The organism is Nocardiopsis deserti (assembly GCF_008638355.1).
GTDB classification, from domain to species: domain Bacteria; phylum Actinomycetota; class Actinomycetes; order Streptosporangiales; family Streptosporangiaceae; genus Nocardiopsis; species Nocardiopsis alborubida.
On the sequence record NZ_ML703350.1, the window covers coordinates 456,845 to 473,684 of the forward strand.

Here is a 16,840-nt window from a genome sequence, read left to right on the forward strand (position 1 = left end):
TCAGCCACAATGGCCAACACACAACCCCGACCGCAAAGGCAACGACCACCGCCATGCCCATCCCCAAGGCCGAACTCCACGTCCACATCGAAGGCACCCTGGAACCCGAACTGGCCTTCGCCCTGGCCCGACGCAACGGCCTGACCCTGCCCCACCCCGACGTGGACTCCCTGCGCCGCGCCTACTCCTTCACCGACCTGCAGTCCTTCCTGGACCTGTACTACGCCCTCATGGACGTCCTGCGCACCGAAGCCGACTTCACCGACCTGGCCAGCGCCTACCTCGACCGCGCCGCCACCCAGGGCGTACGCCACGCCGAGATCTTCTTCGACCCCCAGGCCCACACCGGCCGCGGTATCGCCCTGGACACCGTCGTCAACGGCCTGATGGCCGCCCTCAAGAACAGCGAACACACCCACAACATCAGCACCAGCCTGATCCTGTGCTTCCTGCGCGACCGCCCCGCCGCCGAAGCCCTGGACACCCTCCACCAGGCCCGCCCCCACCTGGAACACATCAGCGCCGTCGGCCTGGACTCGGCCGAGGTCGGCCACCCGCCCGAGAAGTTCACCGAGGTCTTCGCCGCCGCCCGCGACCTGGGCCTGCGCCGCGTCGCCCACGCCGGAGAGGAGGGCCCCGCCTCCTACGTCTGGCAGGCCCTCAACCTCCTGGGCGCCGAACGCATCGACCACGGCATCCGCTGCCTGGAGGACACCGACCTGGTCTCCCACCTGGCCGCCACCCAGATCCCACTGACCGTGTGCCCGCTGTCCAACGTGCGCCTGCGCGCCGTACCCGCCCTGGACCAGCACCCGCTGCCCGCCCTGATGGACGCCGGACTGCTCGTGACCGTCAACTCCGACGACCCCTCCTACTTCGGCGGCTACGTCCACGACAACTACCAGGCCCTGCACACCCACCTGGGCCTGGAGGCCGACCAGCTGCGCCAACTGGCCCGCAACTCCTTCACCGCCTCCTTCCTGACCCCCGAACGCAAGGCCCAGCTCATCGCCGAGGTCGACGCCCACCCCCACCCCTGGTAGGCGTGTGGTCCCGCCCCCGGGCGCCCGGGGACGGGACCACACCGGCCGCCTCAGGTCGCCCAGGTCAACCGCTGCCCGTGCTCACCGGCGAAGGCCACCACACGCCCGTCCAACGCCAACGCGAAATCGGTGCCCACCCGAGGACGCGGACCCTCCAGCGCGGGCAGCACCCGCGCACCCTCGTTCGACACCCAGTGCCCGTCCAACCCCCGCACCGCCTCCACGAACGCATCCCGCGAGGCCTCGTCCAGGTAGGCCAGCACCGCGCTGTGCATCACGACCAACCGCGCCCCCGCGGGCACCCGCGCCGCCACCGCGCCCAACTCCTCCACCAGGTCACCGGCCACCAACACGGGCGGCTCGGCCGCCGCCACCCGCGCCGCAGCCCGCAGCCGCTCCCGCCGCTGCTCCTCATAGGGCCCCGGCCAGATCAGCGCCTCCAACCACCGCACGTCCTGCTCGCGGCGCACGTCCAACGGGTTCACATCGATCCCCGCCCGCCACACCACCCGCGGCACCCGCTCGGGCACCGGAACCGCACCCGAGGTCGCGCACTCAAGCAGCACCGGACTCCGCGCCGGGCCGATCGGCGCCCCGCCGTCGAAGGAGTAGCGGTACCGGTCCGGATACAGGCACAACCCCGCCGACGCCCCCACCTCCACCAGCGCCAACGGCCCCTCCAACAAGCACAGGACCGGCAGCAGGGTGGCGCACCGGCGCACCTCGTTGGTCTGGGTGTAGCGCTCCAGCACCACCGCGCGCACCTCCTCCCAGTGCTCCAGGAGCCAGGCGCGAAAGTCCGCCCACTCCCCCACCGGCCCGCCCAGGAACCGCACCGCACCCAGCAACAGGTTGGGCTGGCGCTTGTTGCCCGCGGGCAGGGAGGCCACCAGCTCCAGCACCCGCTCGTCCTCGGCCAGGGCCCGGGCGATACGCGCGTACGCCGGAGCCGCGTCCTGGGCGTAGCCGTCCGCGAAATCCCGGTACTGCCTCACGATGCTGTGCACGTTGGCGTCCACGGCGGCGACATGCTCCACGGCCGCACACTCCTTCATCTGGGGGGAACAGGTGCGGTGTTCCTACCCCGCCCCCGCGCCCGCCGCCCCGTGACCGTGCTCACCCACCACCGCCGCGCAAACACCCGGGGGGAGCGCTCACGCGCCTTCCAGCAGGAACCGCGAGTGCGCACGCGCACGCGCCACCAACCCCGCGGGAGCGGTCCGCAGCGACCCCGCGTCAAAGGGCGGCCGCGGGTCGTACTCAGTGGCCAACTGCACCAGCTGCGCCATCTCCCGACCCGCCATCCGCTCCGCCAGCACCAACCCCATGTCGATACCCGCCGACACCCCGGCGGCGGTGACATACCTGCCGTCCACCACCACCCGCTCCTTCACCGGAAGCGCACCCCAGCGCCCCAACTGCTCCACCGCCAACCAGTGCGAGGTCGCTCGCCTGCCCCGCAACAACCCCGCCGCAGCCAGGATCAGCGACCCGGTGCACACCGACGTCGTCCACCTGCTGGTGGCATCCACCCCCCGCACCCACTCCACCAGGGGACCGCCCCGCATGTGCCGCACCTGCCCCGGGCCACCCGGCACACACACCACATCAGCCTTCCCCACCTCCTCGAACGCGGCGTCGGCCACCAGGGCTCCCCGCCCGCCGCTGTCGCGCACCGGCCCTCGCTCAGCACCCACAAACACCACCTCCACCCCCGGCAACCCCACCCACATCTCGTAGGGACCCACCGCGTCCAACAGGGTCACACCCTCAAACAGCGCGATCGCCGCACGCACCACACACCACACCCTTTCTCCGCCCCACCGTCACCGGCGAGGACACCTCGCTCACACACCCCTAAAACGGGCCCGGTACTCCGCCGGAGAACACCCCAGATTGCGTACGAACGACCGCCGCATCGCCTCAGCCGTGCCGAACCCACACCGCCGCGCCACCGCCACCACCGGCGCCTCCCCCTCCTCCAACCACCGCCGCGCCGCCTCCAACCGCACCCGCTCCACGTACCGGCCCGGCGTGCACCCCACCTCCCGCGCGAACACCCGCGCGAACTGACGCGGAGACAACCCCACCCGCCGCGCCAACGCCTCCACCGACGCCTCACGCTCGGGATGCTCGGCGATCCAGTGCTGTACCTCCCGCACCGCCGGGCGCTGCGCCACCTGCGCCGACAACTGCGCGGAGAACTGCGCCTGACCCCCCGGACGGCGCAGGAACACCACCAGATGACGCGCCACCGCCAACGCCACCTGCCGCCCCAGATCCTCCTCCACCAACGCCAACGCCAGGTCCACCCCCGCCGACACCCCCGCCGACGTCACCACACGCCCCTGACGCACGAAGATCGGCTCGGACTCCACCCGCACCCGCGGAAACTCCCGCGCCAACCGCTCGCAGTGCGCCCAGTGCGTCGTGGCCCGCAACCCGTCCAACACCCCCGCACGCGCCAGCAGGAACGCCCCCGTACACACCGACGCTGTGCACCCGCAACCACTCCACCAAATCCCCGTCCGGGCGCCGGGCCCCCTCACCCCCCGGCACCACCAACGTGTCCACACGCCCCACCCGCTCCAACGCCACCGACGGCACCAACCCCAACCCGCTGGAGGAGGTCACCGCCCCACCGCCCAGCGACGCCGTACGCACCCGGTAACGCGCCCCCGGCGCCTGAGCGGCACCACAGAACACCTCCAACGGCCCCGTCACGTCCATACTCTGCACACCGTCGAAGACGACGATGACCACCTCATGCCCCATGCCACCCATCCCAGCGCCCCCACCCCCACGGCCGCAAGGTCGCCCACCCCACCCTTCCTGCCACCGCCCGGGAACCAACCAGCCGCACCAGCCGTTCCACCCAGCGAGACCAAGGACACGAACAGATCACGAGAACTCTCACCCGCGCAGGACAATCCCAGGCTGGTGACGACCACACCACACGAACGGACACCCGTGAGGATCTCCAACCGAGGCAAGCTCCGCCGCACCACCGACCACAGAACCGCCCCCCGGCCACCCCTGGTGGAGTTCCACGACGTGTCCCTCACCCACGACCGCACCCGCCACCTGGACCACCTCGACCTGACCCTGCACCCCGGCGAACACGTCGCCCTGGTCGGCCTGACCCAGGAGGCCACCACCGCACTGACCCGCCTGCTCACCGGCCAGGCCGCCCCCACCCACGGACGCCTGGCCACCCACACCCGCGCCCACATCCTCACACCCCGCCCCACCCTGGCCCACACCATCACCGGCCAGAGCGCACCCGACACCGACGACCCCCACCTGGCCCACGCCCTGGCCCACACCCGCCTGGACGCACACCTCCTGCCCACACCCCTGGACGCCCTACCCCCCGCCCTGCTCCCCCGCGTCCACCAGGCCCGCGCCCTCTACGCCCAGCACACCAACACCCGCCTGCTCGTGCTCACCGACCCGCCCGCCCACGACCACGCCTGCCCGCCCACCACACCCGACACCGGCCTGCTCACCCTCACCCGCCAACCCACCCTGGCCCGCACCGCCGACCGCATCCTGCTCCTGTACAAGGGACGCGTCACCGAAACCGGCACCCACCACCAACTCCTGGTCCGCGGCGGCGCCTACGCACGCCTGTACGCCCTCACCGGCATCCACCGCACCGCCGCCACGCCCTAGGATGAGGACGTGGCACCCATCGTCAAGGAACTCACCGTCGGCCAGGTCGCCGAACGCGCCGGAGTCGCCGTCTCAGCCCTGCACTTCTACGAACGCCAGGGCCTGATCCACAGCCGCCGCACCGCCGGCAACCAGCGCCGCTACCGCCGCGACACCCTGCGCCGGGTCTCCTTCATCCGCATCTCCCAACGCGTGGGCATGCCCCTGGCGCGCATCCGCCAGGCCCTGGACACCCTGCCCGACAACCGCACCCCCACCCGCGACGACTGGGCCCGCCTGTCCCAGCAGTGGCGCACCGAGCTCGACGCCCGCATAAGCCAACTCATCCGCCTGCGCGACGACCTCACCAACTGCATCGGCTGCGGCTGCCTGTCCCTGGACACCTGCACCCTGTCCAACCCCGACGACACCCTGGCCGCCGCGGGCCCCGGCCCGCGCCGCCTGATGGTCAACGCCCTGGCACGCGAGACGGGCTGAACACGACGAAGGCGGCGAACGCCCGCGTTCGCCGCCCCCGCAAGGCCCCCGGCGGCACAGGAAACCGTTCGAAGAACGGGCCCTAGCTCCGCGCCTGGCCGATCTGCTCCCTGAGCCAGTCAGAGATCGCGTCCTCTGTCCCGGGGGAACTTCCCCAGCTCGAAGACGTAGCTCTCCGGCCACGGGGGAATCGGGTGGACCCCCAACTCCCTCCCTACACCCCGGCGGCCTCGTCGCGTCCGCGCCGTGCCAGCGCGTCAGCGCGCTCGTTGCCCTCGTCCCCGCTGTGCCCGCGCACCCAGCGCCACTCCACCTCATAGCGTGAGGCGACCTCGTCCAGGCGCTGCCACAGGTCCACGTTCTTGACCGGTTTCTTGTCGGCCGTGCGCCATCCCCGCCGCTTCCAGTTGTGCAGCCACGAGGTGATCCCGTTGCGCACGTAGGAGGAGTCGGTGTGCACCAGCACCGGCAGCGGCTGGCGCAGGCTCTCCAGCGCCCGGATCGCCGCCATCAGCTCCATCCGGTTGTTGGTGGTCTGCTCCTCGCCCCCGTACAACTCCTTCTCGTGGCCGCCGTAGCGCAGCCACACCCCCCATCCGCCCGGACCGGGGTTGCCGCTGCACGCCCCGTCGGTGTAGATGACCACACGCTGTGTCGGCTCCTGGCCGACCTCGTCCCCGTTACGCATGCCGGGCAATCTACCGCCCTCCACGGTCACGAAAAGGCCACAACCCCCTCCGAGAGGGCCACAAAAGGAGCCATTTGCCCCCAATGGAGCCCCCACACCCGCCACTTCGGCCCGCCAACCCAGCCAAAGGACCTTCCACACCCACCCAAACCAACCACCCCCGTACAACAAAAAAAGGGGCGTCCCGCACCCGGAACACCCCCACACGACCCCGATCAGCCAGCCAGCTCCCGCGCCAACTCCTCGGCCCGCTCCTCACGACGCGCGAACACGTCCTTCGCCATCTCGTTCATCTTCTTGAGCACCCGCTTGCGCTCGCGCACACCCAACCGGTCCACGTACAACCGCCCCAGCGTGTGATCGGTCTCGTGCTGCAAACACCGGGCGAAGTAACCGCTCCCGCTGACGACCACGGGATTGCCGTCCCGGTCCAGCCCCCGCACCGTGGCGTGCTCAGCCCGCCCCAAATCCGCGTGCGGCCCCGGAACCGACAAACACCCCTCGGACTCCACCACCACCGCGTCGTCCGGATCACGCTCGTCCAACACCGGGTTGACCACGTGCCCCACATGGCGCACACCGTCATCGTCAGGGCAGTCGTAGACGAACACCCGCAGGTCCACACCCACCTGGCTGCCCGCCAACCCCACACCCTCGGCCGCGTACATCGTCACGAACATGTCGTCGATGAGCCCGGCCAGCTCCGCACCGCCCAGCATCTGCGGCGCCACATCCACACCCCGCCGGTGCAGCACCTCCTCACCCGTCACGGTGATCCGCCGCACCCGGCCGCGCGCCGCCTCCGGAGCCCACTCGGGAAAATCCGCGACCTCCCGGCCCTGAACGACGACGCCAACCCCGCCATGCTCCGACATGGTCCTACTCTCACCACACTTCAACGAAACCAGGAGTTGCCCTGGATCAGACACCGCGCCAGGTAGTCGCGCAACGACACCACCACCAGGCGTCGCCGGTCGCTCTCATGATCCCACACCACGATCCCCGGACCGTAGTCGGTGTGCACGTAGGCGAACTGCGGCCCCATGTCGGAGTCACCGAAGAAGATCATCTCGTCGAAGGGCGCGTACAACTCCAGGTAGTCCGGCTCCCGGCGCATCGCCAGGTTGTCCTCCACCAGACGCCGCGCACTCCACACCACCGCGTCCCCGTACTCGTTGGTCACCCCGTCGGTCTCGCGCAGCAACGAGGCCAACTCGAAGGGCAAAGGCAGCATCAGGTGCTTCTCCACCTCGGCCAGGGTCACCTCATCGGCCGGATCGCTCAGATCGGCCTCGGGATACATCTCCAGGATCAGTTCACGCCACACACTCCTGATCATCACAGGTCGTGGCAACCCACGGGAAATCGTCGACGGCGAGTTGCGCCAAAAACCCGAACCCGCGGCCGCCGCACCACCACAAACACCGAACACGCCACCCATATCACTATGCGTGCACAATCGGTCACTCTCCCACACAATGACCCCATGGCTTCCACCGCACGACTGCTCGCCACCACCGCACTCGCCGCCGCCCTGACCGCCCTGGGCACCCCGGCCCACGCCACCACCGCCACCTACCCCGGCCACACCACCAGCCGCTACGTCCCCCTCACCGACGCCACCTCCACCCACGCCCACCAAGCCGGATGCACCGAAGGACGCACCGGCGCCACCGGCCCGCGCATCCTCTTCTTCGGCACCCAGGAAAAGAACGACACCCTACGAGAACCCGGCAGAGCGGGAAACTCCACCACACCCCGCTCCGCCTACACCAAAGCCGCCGCCTACGCCCACCACTGGGCCCAGGGCTTCACCGAGTGCCGCACCGACCAGGCCACCGCCCACCTGGCCCTGGGCGTCAACAACAAGGACGACGGCGGCGTCACCGGCACCCACGCCGGACAGCGCTGGGCCGACCTGGTCACCACCGTCCAGGACGCCTCCACCACCGACGCCGTCACCATCACCGCCGCCCTGGACGCCGAACCCTCCTGGTCCACCCCCACCTGGGCCCGCGACTGGCTCGCCGCCTACACCAAGGCCACCACCACACCGCTCTACGCCGCCAACTCCGCCGACTCCTGCCCCACCACCGGCTCCGGCAACTGCGCCAACGGCTGGAGCCTGGCCGACGTCCACCACATGGCCGGCGGAGGCAACCCCCGCATCCACGTCATCCCCCAGATCTACCGAACCGACGGCATCCAGGCCACCCAATGGGCCAACATCAGCCGCTGGGGCCACACCAACGCCAACGACCCCCTGCGCTTCGCCGGAGCCATGTCCCAGCACACCGCCTGCCAACAGCGCAGCTGCACCAACACCGACAACACCCCCCAGCAGTCCTGGGACCAACTCAAGAAGGCCCTGGACGCCCACACCGCCACCCGCGTCAACGACCTGGGCCCCGCCACCGACATGCGCTGGCCCTGAAAGACCCCCACACACCCGACAGGAGGGCCCCCGCGCACCGCGGGAGCCCTCCTCACCGGTGCGTGCGACCCCGCGCCACCACCGCCCGACAGGGGAGCCCTCACCACCGCGCCCACACCCACGAACAGGACACAATAGACACCAGCACCCGCACACGCAGGAACGGAAGAACCACCCATGGCCACCGCACCCCACCACCGCGCAGGCCGCCTCACCACCCTGGCCTACCTCTTCCTCCTGCTCTCCCAAAACATCGCCGCCCTCCTCCTGCTCCCCCTCGTCCTGATCTCGGCCGTGCTCACCCTGACCTGGATCGGCCTACCCTTCGTCATCCTCACCGGCACCCTCCTGCGCACCCTCGCCGACAGCCAACGCCGCACCCTCAGCCACCTGCTCATCAAAAACAGCAAAACCCCCCGAGACCGCACCGCCACCCCCGGCCTACCCCACCCCGCCCCCCGCCCCCTCCACCGCCCCATCGCCTCCGCCTACCGCCCCATCCCCCCCACCGGCATCACCCGCCGCGGCACCGCCATCATCACCGACCCCGCCACCTGGAGAGACCTACTCTGGCTCATCTCCGGAGCCGCCAGCTTCCTCCTCGTCGCCATCCCCCTCACCCTCATCGCCCACGGCATCGAACAACTCCTCTTCGCCCTCAACCTCACCGGCCCCACCCTCTACGACGCCTACACCCCCACCACCACCCTCAACCAACTCATCATCCTCATCCCCGCCCTCTCCCTCATCACCCTGGGCTGGCTCCTCATCCCCCTGGCCGCCGACACCTACCTACGCTTCAACCGCCTCCTGCTCGCCCCTTCCGAAAAAGCCCGCCTCACCGCCCGCGTCGCCCACCTGGCCACCAGCCGCGCCCACACCATCGACACCCAGGCCTCCGAGATCCGCCGCATCGAACGCGACCTCCACGACGGCGCCCAAGCCCGCCTCGTCGCCCTGGGCATGAACCTCGGCATGGCCGAACAAATCGTCGACAAAGACCCCGAAACCGCCCGCGCCATGCTCACCGAAGCCCGCGAAACCACCCGCCACGCCCTCACCGAACTCCGCGACCTCGTCCGCGGCATCCACCCGCCCGTCCTCGTCGAACGCGGCCTCCACGGCGCCGTCCACGCCCTCGCCCTCACCCACCACCTGCCCATCACCGTCACCATCGGCCTCCACGGCCGCCCCGCCGACCCCGTGGAATCCGCCGCCTACTTCGCCATCGCCGAACTCCTCACCAACACCGCCAAACACGCCCACGCCACCCACGCCTGGATCCACATCAACCACGGCCGCAACCGCCTCGTCATCACCGTCACCGACAACGGCACCGGCGGAGCCAACCCCGCCCCCGGCAGCGGCCTGGCCGGTATCCGCAGGCGCCTGGACGCCTTCGATGGCACGATGAACATCACCAGCCCCCCGGGCGGCCCCACCATCGTGACCCTGGAGATCCCGTGCGCGTTGTCATCGCCGAAGACCTTGCCCTCCTCCGAGAGGGACTGATCCGACTCCTCCAAGCACACGACTTCACCGTCGTCGCCGCAGTCGACAACGGCCCCGACCTACACACCGCCCTCACCGACCACAAACCCGACGTCGCCGTCGTCGACGTGCGCCTACCCCCCACCTTCACCGACGAAGGCCTCCAAGCCGCCATCGCCGCCCGCACCCAGATCCCCGGCCTGCCCATCCTCGTGCTCTCCCAGCACGTCGAACAGCTCTACGCCCGCGAACTGCTCTCCGACGACACCGGCGGCGTCGGCTACCTGCTCAAGGACCGCGTCTTCGACATCGGCCAGTTCATCGAAGCCGTCCGCCGCGTCGCCGACGGCGGCACCGCCATGGACCCCGCCGTCATCTCCCAACTCCTCGCCCGCCAGGACCAGAGCGGCCCCCTCGCCCAACTCACCCCCCGAGAACGCGAGGTCCTCTCCGAAATGGCCGAAGGACGCTCCAACTCCGCCATCGCCGGACGCCTCTACATCACCGAAAAAGCCGTCAGCAAACACATCAACAACATCTTCACCAAACTCGACCTGCCGCCCTCCTCCGACGACAGCCGCCGCGTCCTGGCCGTCCTGGCCTTCCTCAACGGCCAGTAACCCCCGGCGGCCACCGGGCGCTCAGGACCCGCCAGACAGATACACCGTCACCGCCCCCAACCACGGACGGTGCACCACCCAGCGCGCGGGACCGGCCAAGGCGTGCACGGTACTGGTGCGGGCCGCGCGCACAACACACACCAAAGGCCGTGGCCCAGACCACCCGGTCCAGGCCACGGCCCCCGACACCGCCCGCTACTACCCCCTACTGCTGCTCACGACGCACCCGGTACAACCCGTCGATCTCCTCCGAGAACGCCCGCAGCACCGCCTCACGCCGCAACTCCCCCGACGCGTGCACCAACCCCGACTGCACCGTGAACTCCTCCGCCAACACATGGAACGACCGCACCGCCAGATGACGCGGCACACTCCGGTTGGCCTCATACACCAACCCCTGCACCTCACGCAGCAGCTCACGGTCCCCCGCGATCTCCTCCGGCGCCATCGCCAACGGCCGACCGTTCACCAACCGCCAGTACTCCAACTGGTCACGCACCAACGTCACCAACGCACTCGCGAACGGCCGCCCCTCCACGATCACCAACACCTGACTGATCAACGGATGAGCACGCAACCGCGCCTCGAACTCCGCCACCAGCTCCGCGTCCCCCCGCCCCACACGCTGCTCCTGCGGCTCCACCACAGGCGGTTCCCCGTCCCCCAGCGGATCCACCGCCGCGAACGCGGCCGTCGCCGCCAACATCTCCCCCGAACCCCCACCCGGGACCGCACCGGGCTCCTGCTCCACCGGAGCCTCCAACGCACGACCCTCCACAGCACGCGCATCCGCCCCACGCCGCGACACGCCCTCCGCAGCCCCGCGCCCCTCAGAGCCACGCTGCTCCTGCGCCGGCCGACCCTCCAGGGCACGCCCCCGCCCCTCAGGCCCCTCCAGCACACGGCCCTCCAACGCGCGCACATCATCCACCCCACGCGCCACGAACCGCCCAGCCAACTCCTCCCTCGCCGCCTGCACCCGCAACCGGCCCACCACACTCACGACCCCGTCCGCGTCCACCTCACCCGCGTACCCCGTCGCCAACCACCCCTCACGGAACGCACTCCGCGAGGCCTCACCCTCACCCCAGTACCCCGAGAACACCGCACCGCCGCGCACATGGATCTCGCCCTCACCCGACACCCACACCTCACGACCCTCCAGAGCACGCCCCACCGTCCCCGGAACCCGATCCCCCACAGCACCGGCCACGAACACACCCGCCGCCTCAGCCGTACCGAACGCCTGCACCACCGGAATCCCCACACCACCGAAGAAGGAATCCAACCGGTCCGACAACCCACCGCCCCAGCACACCGCCAGATGCACCCGGCCACCGAACAACTCCCGCACCCGCGAGAACTGCCAGTCATACATCGACCGCGACAACCGCTGCCACGCACTCCTACGCGGCGACCGGTCGAACTGCACCGCCGACTCCACCGCGGCGTTGAACGTGCCCAACGAGTCCCACCCCGTCGAACGCGCACTCCCCCGCTCAACAGCGAAGACCTCCTGCAACACCCCGGCCGAACACACCAGCACCGTCGGCTTGAACGCCTCCACCTGCCGCATCAACCCGGTCGCACCGGCCAACCCCACACGCACACGCCCCACCATGCACGCCACCAACGAAGCCAACCCCGAAATCTGCGACAACGGCAGATCCAACAACGTGCTCGCCCGACCCTCAGGCAACTCCGACAACCGCGGCCACATCCGGTCCACCACATCCGCCGCCGCCGACAACAACGCCCCGTGCGACAACACCACACCCCGCGTCGCCCGCGACACCGTACTCACCGGATACAGCACCACCGCCACGTCCTCGGCCACCGCCCCGTCCCGACGAAACCGCACCGACGACGCATCCATGTACGCACCCAGCGTCACCACATCCGCCAGACCCGCATCCATTCGCCACACCCGACCCAGGTCCGGCAACTCACGCTGCAAACCCGACACCGTGCGCAACAACCGATCACCCTGCACCACCGCAGCCACCGGACGCGTCTGCCGCACCACATGCACCAAACGCTCCGCCGACACCGACTCCGGCAACGGCACCAACACCGCACGCACCGACCACACGGCGAACGCCAACCGCACCCACTCCTGGTGCGACCCCGACACCACCAGAACCCGGTCGCCCTCACCCACACCAGCCGCCACCAAACCCTTGGCGACCGCCGTCACCTCCGTGGCGAACCCACCGGCCTTCACCCGCTCCCACCGGCCGCGCTCGCCACGCACGGAGAACACCTCGGCATGGGCCTCCTCCGTGGCCACCCCGTACACCAGGTCGCTCAACCCGGAAAGACCCCGGGCCCGCATACCAGGAGTGACACTCGGATCGCCCATACCCACTCATCCTCTTGCCGCATCGGAAGACAGGCCGGACCGGCCCACCTCAATCGGGGGATTGCGACCTACTGTGCCCATTTCCCCACCACACGGCAACCCGGAACGCAGACCCACAACGCCCCAGCACACCCACCGGCCACACCGACCTGGCCCAGCACCACCCGACCGCGACCACCCCGCCGCGCACCACACCCCCAGGGCCCCAGGCACCCCACCCACGGAACCCGGGCCCACACCACCGACAACGGTCACCGCACCTTCGTACGCACCGACCACACATACGCCATCAGCGACAGCACCGCCACCGACACCATCACCACCGCCATACTCACCAACGACGGCTCACCCGTCTCCGTCAGCCCCGCCAGCGACGCCACACCACCGCCCAGCGCGAACTGCAACGCACCCATCAACGCCGAGGCCGTACCCGCCACCGCCGCCGGCTGCCCGTCCAGAGCCGTCACCGTCGCGTTCGGCATGATGAACCCGACACTGAGCATCATCAGAGCGAGCAACGCCACGACCATCCACAACTGGGCCACACCCAGCACAGCCAGTACAGCCAGCACACCCACCGAGGCAAGAGCCAGCACCAGCCCCATCCCCAGCCGCCGCAGCGTCTCCACACGACCCACCAGGAAACCGTTCAGCTGCGTACCCGCCATCATCCCCAGCGCGTTCACCGCGAACAGCCCCGCGTACAACTGCGGCGAGACACCGAACTCCGTCTGCGACACGAACGAGAACGCCGACACGTACGTGAACAGCATCCCGAAACTGAGCCCCATCGTCAGCACCGGCCCCACGAAACGCGGCTGACGCAGCAGAGCACCCACCGTCGCCACCAACTGACGCGGCCCCTGCCGACGACGGTCCTCCACCGGCAGGCTCTCCGGCAACCACACCAACACCAACACGAAGCTCAGCGCCGACATCACCGCCAGCACCCAAAAACTCAACTGCCACGGACCCACCAGCAGCAACTGCGCACCCGCCAACGGAGCCAACAGCGGAGCCAGCATCATCACCAGCGCCAGACGCGAGAAGAACCGCACCGCGTCATCACCCGCGAACAGGTCACGCACCACCGCACGACCGATCACCGCACCCGCGGCACCGGCCACACCCTGCACGAACCGCAGAACGATGAACAACGTCACGTCCGGCACGAACACGCACAGCACCGACGTCACCGTGAACAGGGCCACGCCCACCAGCAGCGGACCGCGACGCCCCACAGCGTCACTCAGCGGCCCGATCACCAACTGACCCACCGCCAGGCCCAGCATCATCGCCGTCAGCGTCAGCTGGATCTGCGCCTCACTCGTCCCCAGGTCCCGGGTGATCTGGGGGAAGGCCGGAAGGTACATGTCGGTCGCCAACGGCCCGGTCGCCGTCAGCACACCCAGCACCAGCACCAGCAGCGCCACCGACTTGCGCGAGGGCGTCCAGCGCCCGCCAGCCTCCGGTGCCGGTGCGGAGGCCGAAGCCGGGGAGGAATCCGGGACGGAGGACGTGGACCGCCCCACCGCCCCCTGGTCAGGGGTCGCGGAAGGGGAGTTCGGGGACTGCACAGGCACTCCAGTTCAGGAATGGGAAAAGCGCCGGGAGGAAGAGCCCCGCCGACGACGGACACATCCATCCCAACATCCCGACCCCGCGGATCGCCTCCTCTTTATCCCCCAGAACGCCTGTGATGTCTGTTACGACCCGGACGGTTACCTTACGAGCCGGTCCAGCAACCGCACGACCTCACCCTCCGGATCCTCCGTCAGACCACCGTGGATCGGCCCCGGCTGCACGATCGTGCTCCGCGGAGCCGTCAACCACCGGAACCGCTGACCGGGGCGCTCACGACCGGCCGCACCCGCCCCAGCGCCACCGCGGCACATCACCTCCACCGCCTCCAGCGCACGCCGCACACCCGCCACGTCCGCCTCAGCGTCCACCGCCAGCAAACGCCGCTCGTCCAACGCCGAACGAGCCCCCAGGAACCCCCGCTCCTGGCAGTACACGATCACCCCGGCGTTCACGCACTCACCGCGCTCCAACCGCGGCACCACCCGCAACAGCGCGTACTCGAACACCGCACGTTCACGCCGCTCACCCACACGACCGGTCGTCACCGCGTCGCTGTAACGCCTCGGGGCGCTCATCCCGTCACCTCCGGCAGCCAGGAACGCTCGGCCACCCGGGCCAGCAGGTACCGCACGTACGCCGCACGCACATCCCCGGGCCCGTCGAACCCGGGCTCGTCCACCAGCCACTCGTCCGGCACCAGCTCCACCACACGGCGCAGCAGGCCCTCGTCCACCAAGGGCGCCAGGTCCGCGTCCGCGGCGGCCAGGTCCGGCGAGGCACCCGACAGCACGTGGTCGGAGGCGTCGTAGGCGCGGTGGACGAACCGCTCGGCGTTGGCCCAGTTGTGGTGGAAGATCAGCGTCGCACCGTGGTCGATCAGGTAGGGGCGCCCGTGCCACAGCAGCATGTTCGGGTTGCGCCAGGACCGGTCCACGTTGCCGGTCAGGGCGTCGAACCACAGCACCCGCCCGGCGAACCCCCGGTCCACCTCGAAGGTCAGCGGATCGAAGCCCAGCGAACCGGGGAGGAAGTCCATCCCCAGGTTGAGCCCGCCGCTGGCCTTGAGCAGCTCCTGCACCTCGGGGTCGGGCTCACTGCGGCCGATCACCGCGTCGAACTCCGCCGTGACCAGCTCCGGAACGGGCAGCCCCAGGGCACGGCCCAGCTCCCCCGCGACGACCTCGGCCACGAGCGTCTTGCGCCCCTGACCCGCCCCGAGGAACTTGACCACGTACATTCCCAGGTCGTCGGCCTCGACCAACCCCGGGAGCGAACCTCCTTCGCGCAGCGGCAGCACGTACCGCGTCGCGACCACCTTTCTCAGCACGCGGACCAGCATAGGCAGTGCACGGAGCGCGCGCACCGCCGCCGCGACGAGCCCGCCGCTGAGCCGGACGCAGAAGGTAGCGGCCCTCCGTCCCTTGGCCGCACCGCAACCACCTCCCGCAGTCGCCACTAAACGACGCTGAACACGTTCCAGGCAGCGTTCCCGTCCGCCGCGACACGCCGGAGCACTCCCGGGAGGGAGAGTTGGTAGGACTGTGCGGCGTAGCCGCACGATCTCTCTTTTTTCTCTTTTTAGAAAGAGAACCGCCACCTGTACGACGTAGATTTATAACGAGTACAAGGAAGGAGCCCGGTACCGAAACCGGACCCCTCGCGCGCTTCTCCCGGCCGCGCACTCCCCCGCTAGAGGTTGTCCTCGGGGTTGTCGCCCCACTCGCCGTCCCCCTCCCCCGGCGTGGGCATGACCGGCGTCGGCTCCGCTCCCCCGTCCCCGCCGTCCCCCTCACCCGGGACCGTCACCGGCCCCGACGGGCTCTCCGGACTCTCCTGCGCCTCGGGGGGCTGGGCCGGGCTGGGCATCTCCGGCGGCGGGAACTGGAGCATCCACCAGTACAGCAGCGACACCAGCAGCAGGATGAGCACCAGCACCAGGCCCAGCCCGCCGATCAGCCACCAGTTGTTCTCCCCCGCCGCCACGGCGCTGTCCCTGCGCCCCGCCCAGGGCGCCCACCGCACCGAGGCGGGTCCGCGCGAGCCCGCCCAGTGCGGCATCACCACCGGGCCGCGCGCGGCCGCCCGGCCCGAGCGCGCCGCCACCTTGAGGAAGTCCTCCGCCGCGGCGCCCGACCCGTCGTGGGCGAGGGCCACCCACAGCACCGAGCGCCCGTGCGTGCGGGCCGCGACCACGTCGGGGCTGCGGCGCACCGCCTGGGCGAACCGCTCGCGCGCGCCGCTGTCACCCGCGGCCCCGGGGTCGAGCACGGCGACGCTCACCTGGTTCCCGGAGCCGTCCCTGCCCAGGTAGACCACGCCGAGGGAGGAGTCGCGCACCCGCCCCAGCAGGCGGTAGCCGCCCAGTTGACGCGGATCACCCTCGTTCAGCCCCATCGTGGGAACCGCCATGTCATCCCCCTTGCCCTCCACACCGGCCGTCCGCTTCGCCGCGTTGTGTACCGGACT

The 16,840-nt window shown here is 70.2% G+C and carries 16 protein-coding genes and 1 pseudogene; 6 read left to right on the forward strand and 11 right to left on the reverse strand.

Annotated features, from left to right (window positions below):
* The first annotated feature begins 53 nt into the window (after positions 1–53).
* A complete protein-coding gene (locus FYW99_RS09500) occupies positions 54–1,043 on the forward strand; it encodes an adenosine deaminase (protein ID WP_150251639.1) in 990 nt (329 codons plus the stop codon).
* A gap of 50 nt (positions 1,044–1,093) precedes the next feature.
* Here FYW99_RS09500 and FYW99_RS09505 read toward each other — a convergent pair whose 3' ends face one another.
* The 3 genes and pseudogenes from FYW99_RS09505 to FYW99_RS33185 form a co-directional block, all read right to left on the reverse strand.
* Positions 1,094–2,080: a DUF2332 domain-containing protein gene (locus FYW99_RS09505; protein WP_150251640.1), complete on the reverse strand. Its 987-nt coding sequence runs from the start codon at positions 2,078–2,080 to the stop codon at positions 1,094–1,096.
* 117 nt (positions 2,081–2,197) lie between these two features.
* Positions 2,198–2,842, reverse strand: coding sequence for a DJ-1/PfpI family protein (locus FYW99_RS09510; protein WP_223838897.1), 645 nt, complete (start codon positions 2,840–2,842; stop codon positions 2,198–2,200).
* Positions 2,843–2,890: 48 nt separating this feature from the next.
* Positions 2,891–3,818: pseudogene (locus FYW99_RS33185) on the reverse strand (GlxA family transcriptional regulator).
* 195 nt (positions 3,819–4,013) lie between these two features.
* On the opposite strand from FYW99_RS33185, the gene FYW99_RS09520 reads away from it, so the two are divergent.
* Both FYW99_RS09520 and soxR read left to right on the forward strand, forming a co-directional pair.
* Entirely contained in the window at positions 4,014–4,718 is a 705-nt protein-coding gene (locus tag FYW99_RS09520; RefSeq protein ID WP_150251641.1) for an ABC transporter ATP-binding protein, read from the forward strand.
* A gap of 9 nt (positions 4,719–4,727) precedes the next feature.
* Positions 4,728–5,195 carry a redox-sensitive transcriptional activator SoxR gene (gene soxR / locus FYW99_RS09525; RefSeq protein WP_017567403.1) on the forward strand — a complete coding sequence of 156 codons (468 nt, stop codon included), beginning with the start codon at positions 4,728–4,730 and terminating at the stop codon, positions 5,193–5,195.
* Positions 5,196–5,409: 214 nt separating this feature from the next.
* Here soxR and rnhA read toward each other — a convergent pair whose 3' ends face one another.
* The 3 genes from rnhA to FYW99_RS09540 form a co-directional block, all read right to left on the reverse strand.
* Positions 5,410–5,883 carry a ribonuclease HI gene (gene rnhA, locus FYW99_RS09530; protein WP_150251642.1) on the reverse strand — a complete coding sequence of 158 codons (474 nt, stop codon included), beginning with the start codon at positions 5,881–5,883 and terminating at the stop codon, positions 5,410–5,412.
* Between the two features lie 215 nt (positions 5,884–6,098).
* On the reverse strand, positions 6,099–6,758 hold the full coding sequence (gene def / locus FYW99_RS09535) for a peptide deformylase (RefSeq protein ID WP_150251643.1): 660 nt from the start codon (positions 6,756–6,758) through the stop codon (positions 6,099–6,101).
* A gap of 20 nt (positions 6,759–6,778) precedes the next feature.
* Complete coding sequence (locus FYW99_RS09540; protein ID WP_013152997.1) at positions 6,779–7,222, reverse strand: SMI1/KNR4 family protein; 444 nt, start codon at positions 7,220–7,222, stop codon at positions 6,779–6,781.
* Positions 7,223–7,369: 147 nt separating this feature from the next.
* Between FYW99_RS09540 and FYW99_RS09545 the strand changes: the two genes are divergently transcribed.
* From FYW99_RS09545 to FYW99_RS09555, 3 genes are all read left to right on the forward strand, one after another.
* Positions 7,370–8,317 carry a hypothetical protein gene (locus FYW99_RS09545; RefSeq protein ID WP_223838898.1) on the forward strand — a complete coding sequence of 316 codons (948 nt, stop codon included), beginning with the start codon at positions 7,370–7,372 and terminating at the stop codon, positions 8,315–8,317.
* A 177-nt stretch (positions 8,318–8,494) separates the two neighbouring features.
* Positions 8,495–9,829: a sensor histidine kinase gene (locus FYW99_RS09550; RefSeq protein ID WP_150251644.1), complete on the forward strand. Its 1,335-nt coding sequence runs from the start codon at positions 8,495–8,497 to the stop codon at positions 9,827–9,829.
* Positions 9,781–10,428: a LuxR C-terminal-related transcriptional regulator gene (locus FYW99_RS09555; RefSeq protein WP_150251645.1), complete on the forward strand. Its 648-nt coding sequence runs from the start codon at positions 9,781–9,783 to the stop codon at positions 10,426–10,428. Before FYW99_RS09550 ends, FYW99_RS09555 begins: the two co-directional genes overlap by 49 nt.
* A gap of 205 nt (positions 10,429–10,633) precedes the next feature.
* Here FYW99_RS09555 and FYW99_RS09560 read toward each other — a convergent pair whose 3' ends face one another.
* From FYW99_RS09560 to FYW99_RS09580, 5 genes are all read right to left on the reverse strand, one after another.
* Positions 10,634–12,763, reverse strand: coding sequence for an AMP-binding protein (locus tag FYW99_RS09560; RefSeq protein WP_150251706.1), 2,130 nt, complete (start codon positions 12,761–12,763; stop codon positions 10,634–10,636).
* A 278-nt stretch (positions 12,764–13,041) separates the two neighbouring features.
* Positions 13,042–14,367, reverse strand: a complete 1,326-nt coding sequence (locus FYW99_RS09565; RefSeq protein ID WP_150251646.1) for a multidrug effflux MFS transporter — start codon at positions 14,365–14,367, stop codon at positions 13,042–13,044.
* Between the two features lie 144 nt (positions 14,368–14,511).
* A complete protein-coding gene (locus FYW99_RS09570; protein WP_013152991.1) occupies positions 14,512–14,949 on the reverse strand; it encodes a DUF3037 domain-containing protein in 438 nt (145 codons plus the stop codon).
* Positions 14,946–15,713, reverse strand: a complete 768-nt coding sequence (locus FYW99_RS09575) for a HipA family kinase (protein ID WP_150251707.1) — start codon at positions 15,711–15,713, stop codon at positions 14,946–14,948. Before FYW99_RS09575 ends, FYW99_RS09570 begins: the two co-directional genes overlap by 4 nt.
* 350 nt (positions 15,714–16,063) lie before the next feature.
* Positions 16,064–16,783, reverse strand: coding sequence for a protein kinase family protein (locus FYW99_RS09580; protein WP_150251647.1), 720 nt, complete (start codon positions 16,781–16,783; stop codon positions 16,064–16,066).
* Positions 16,784–16,840 lie beyond the last annotated feature (57 nt).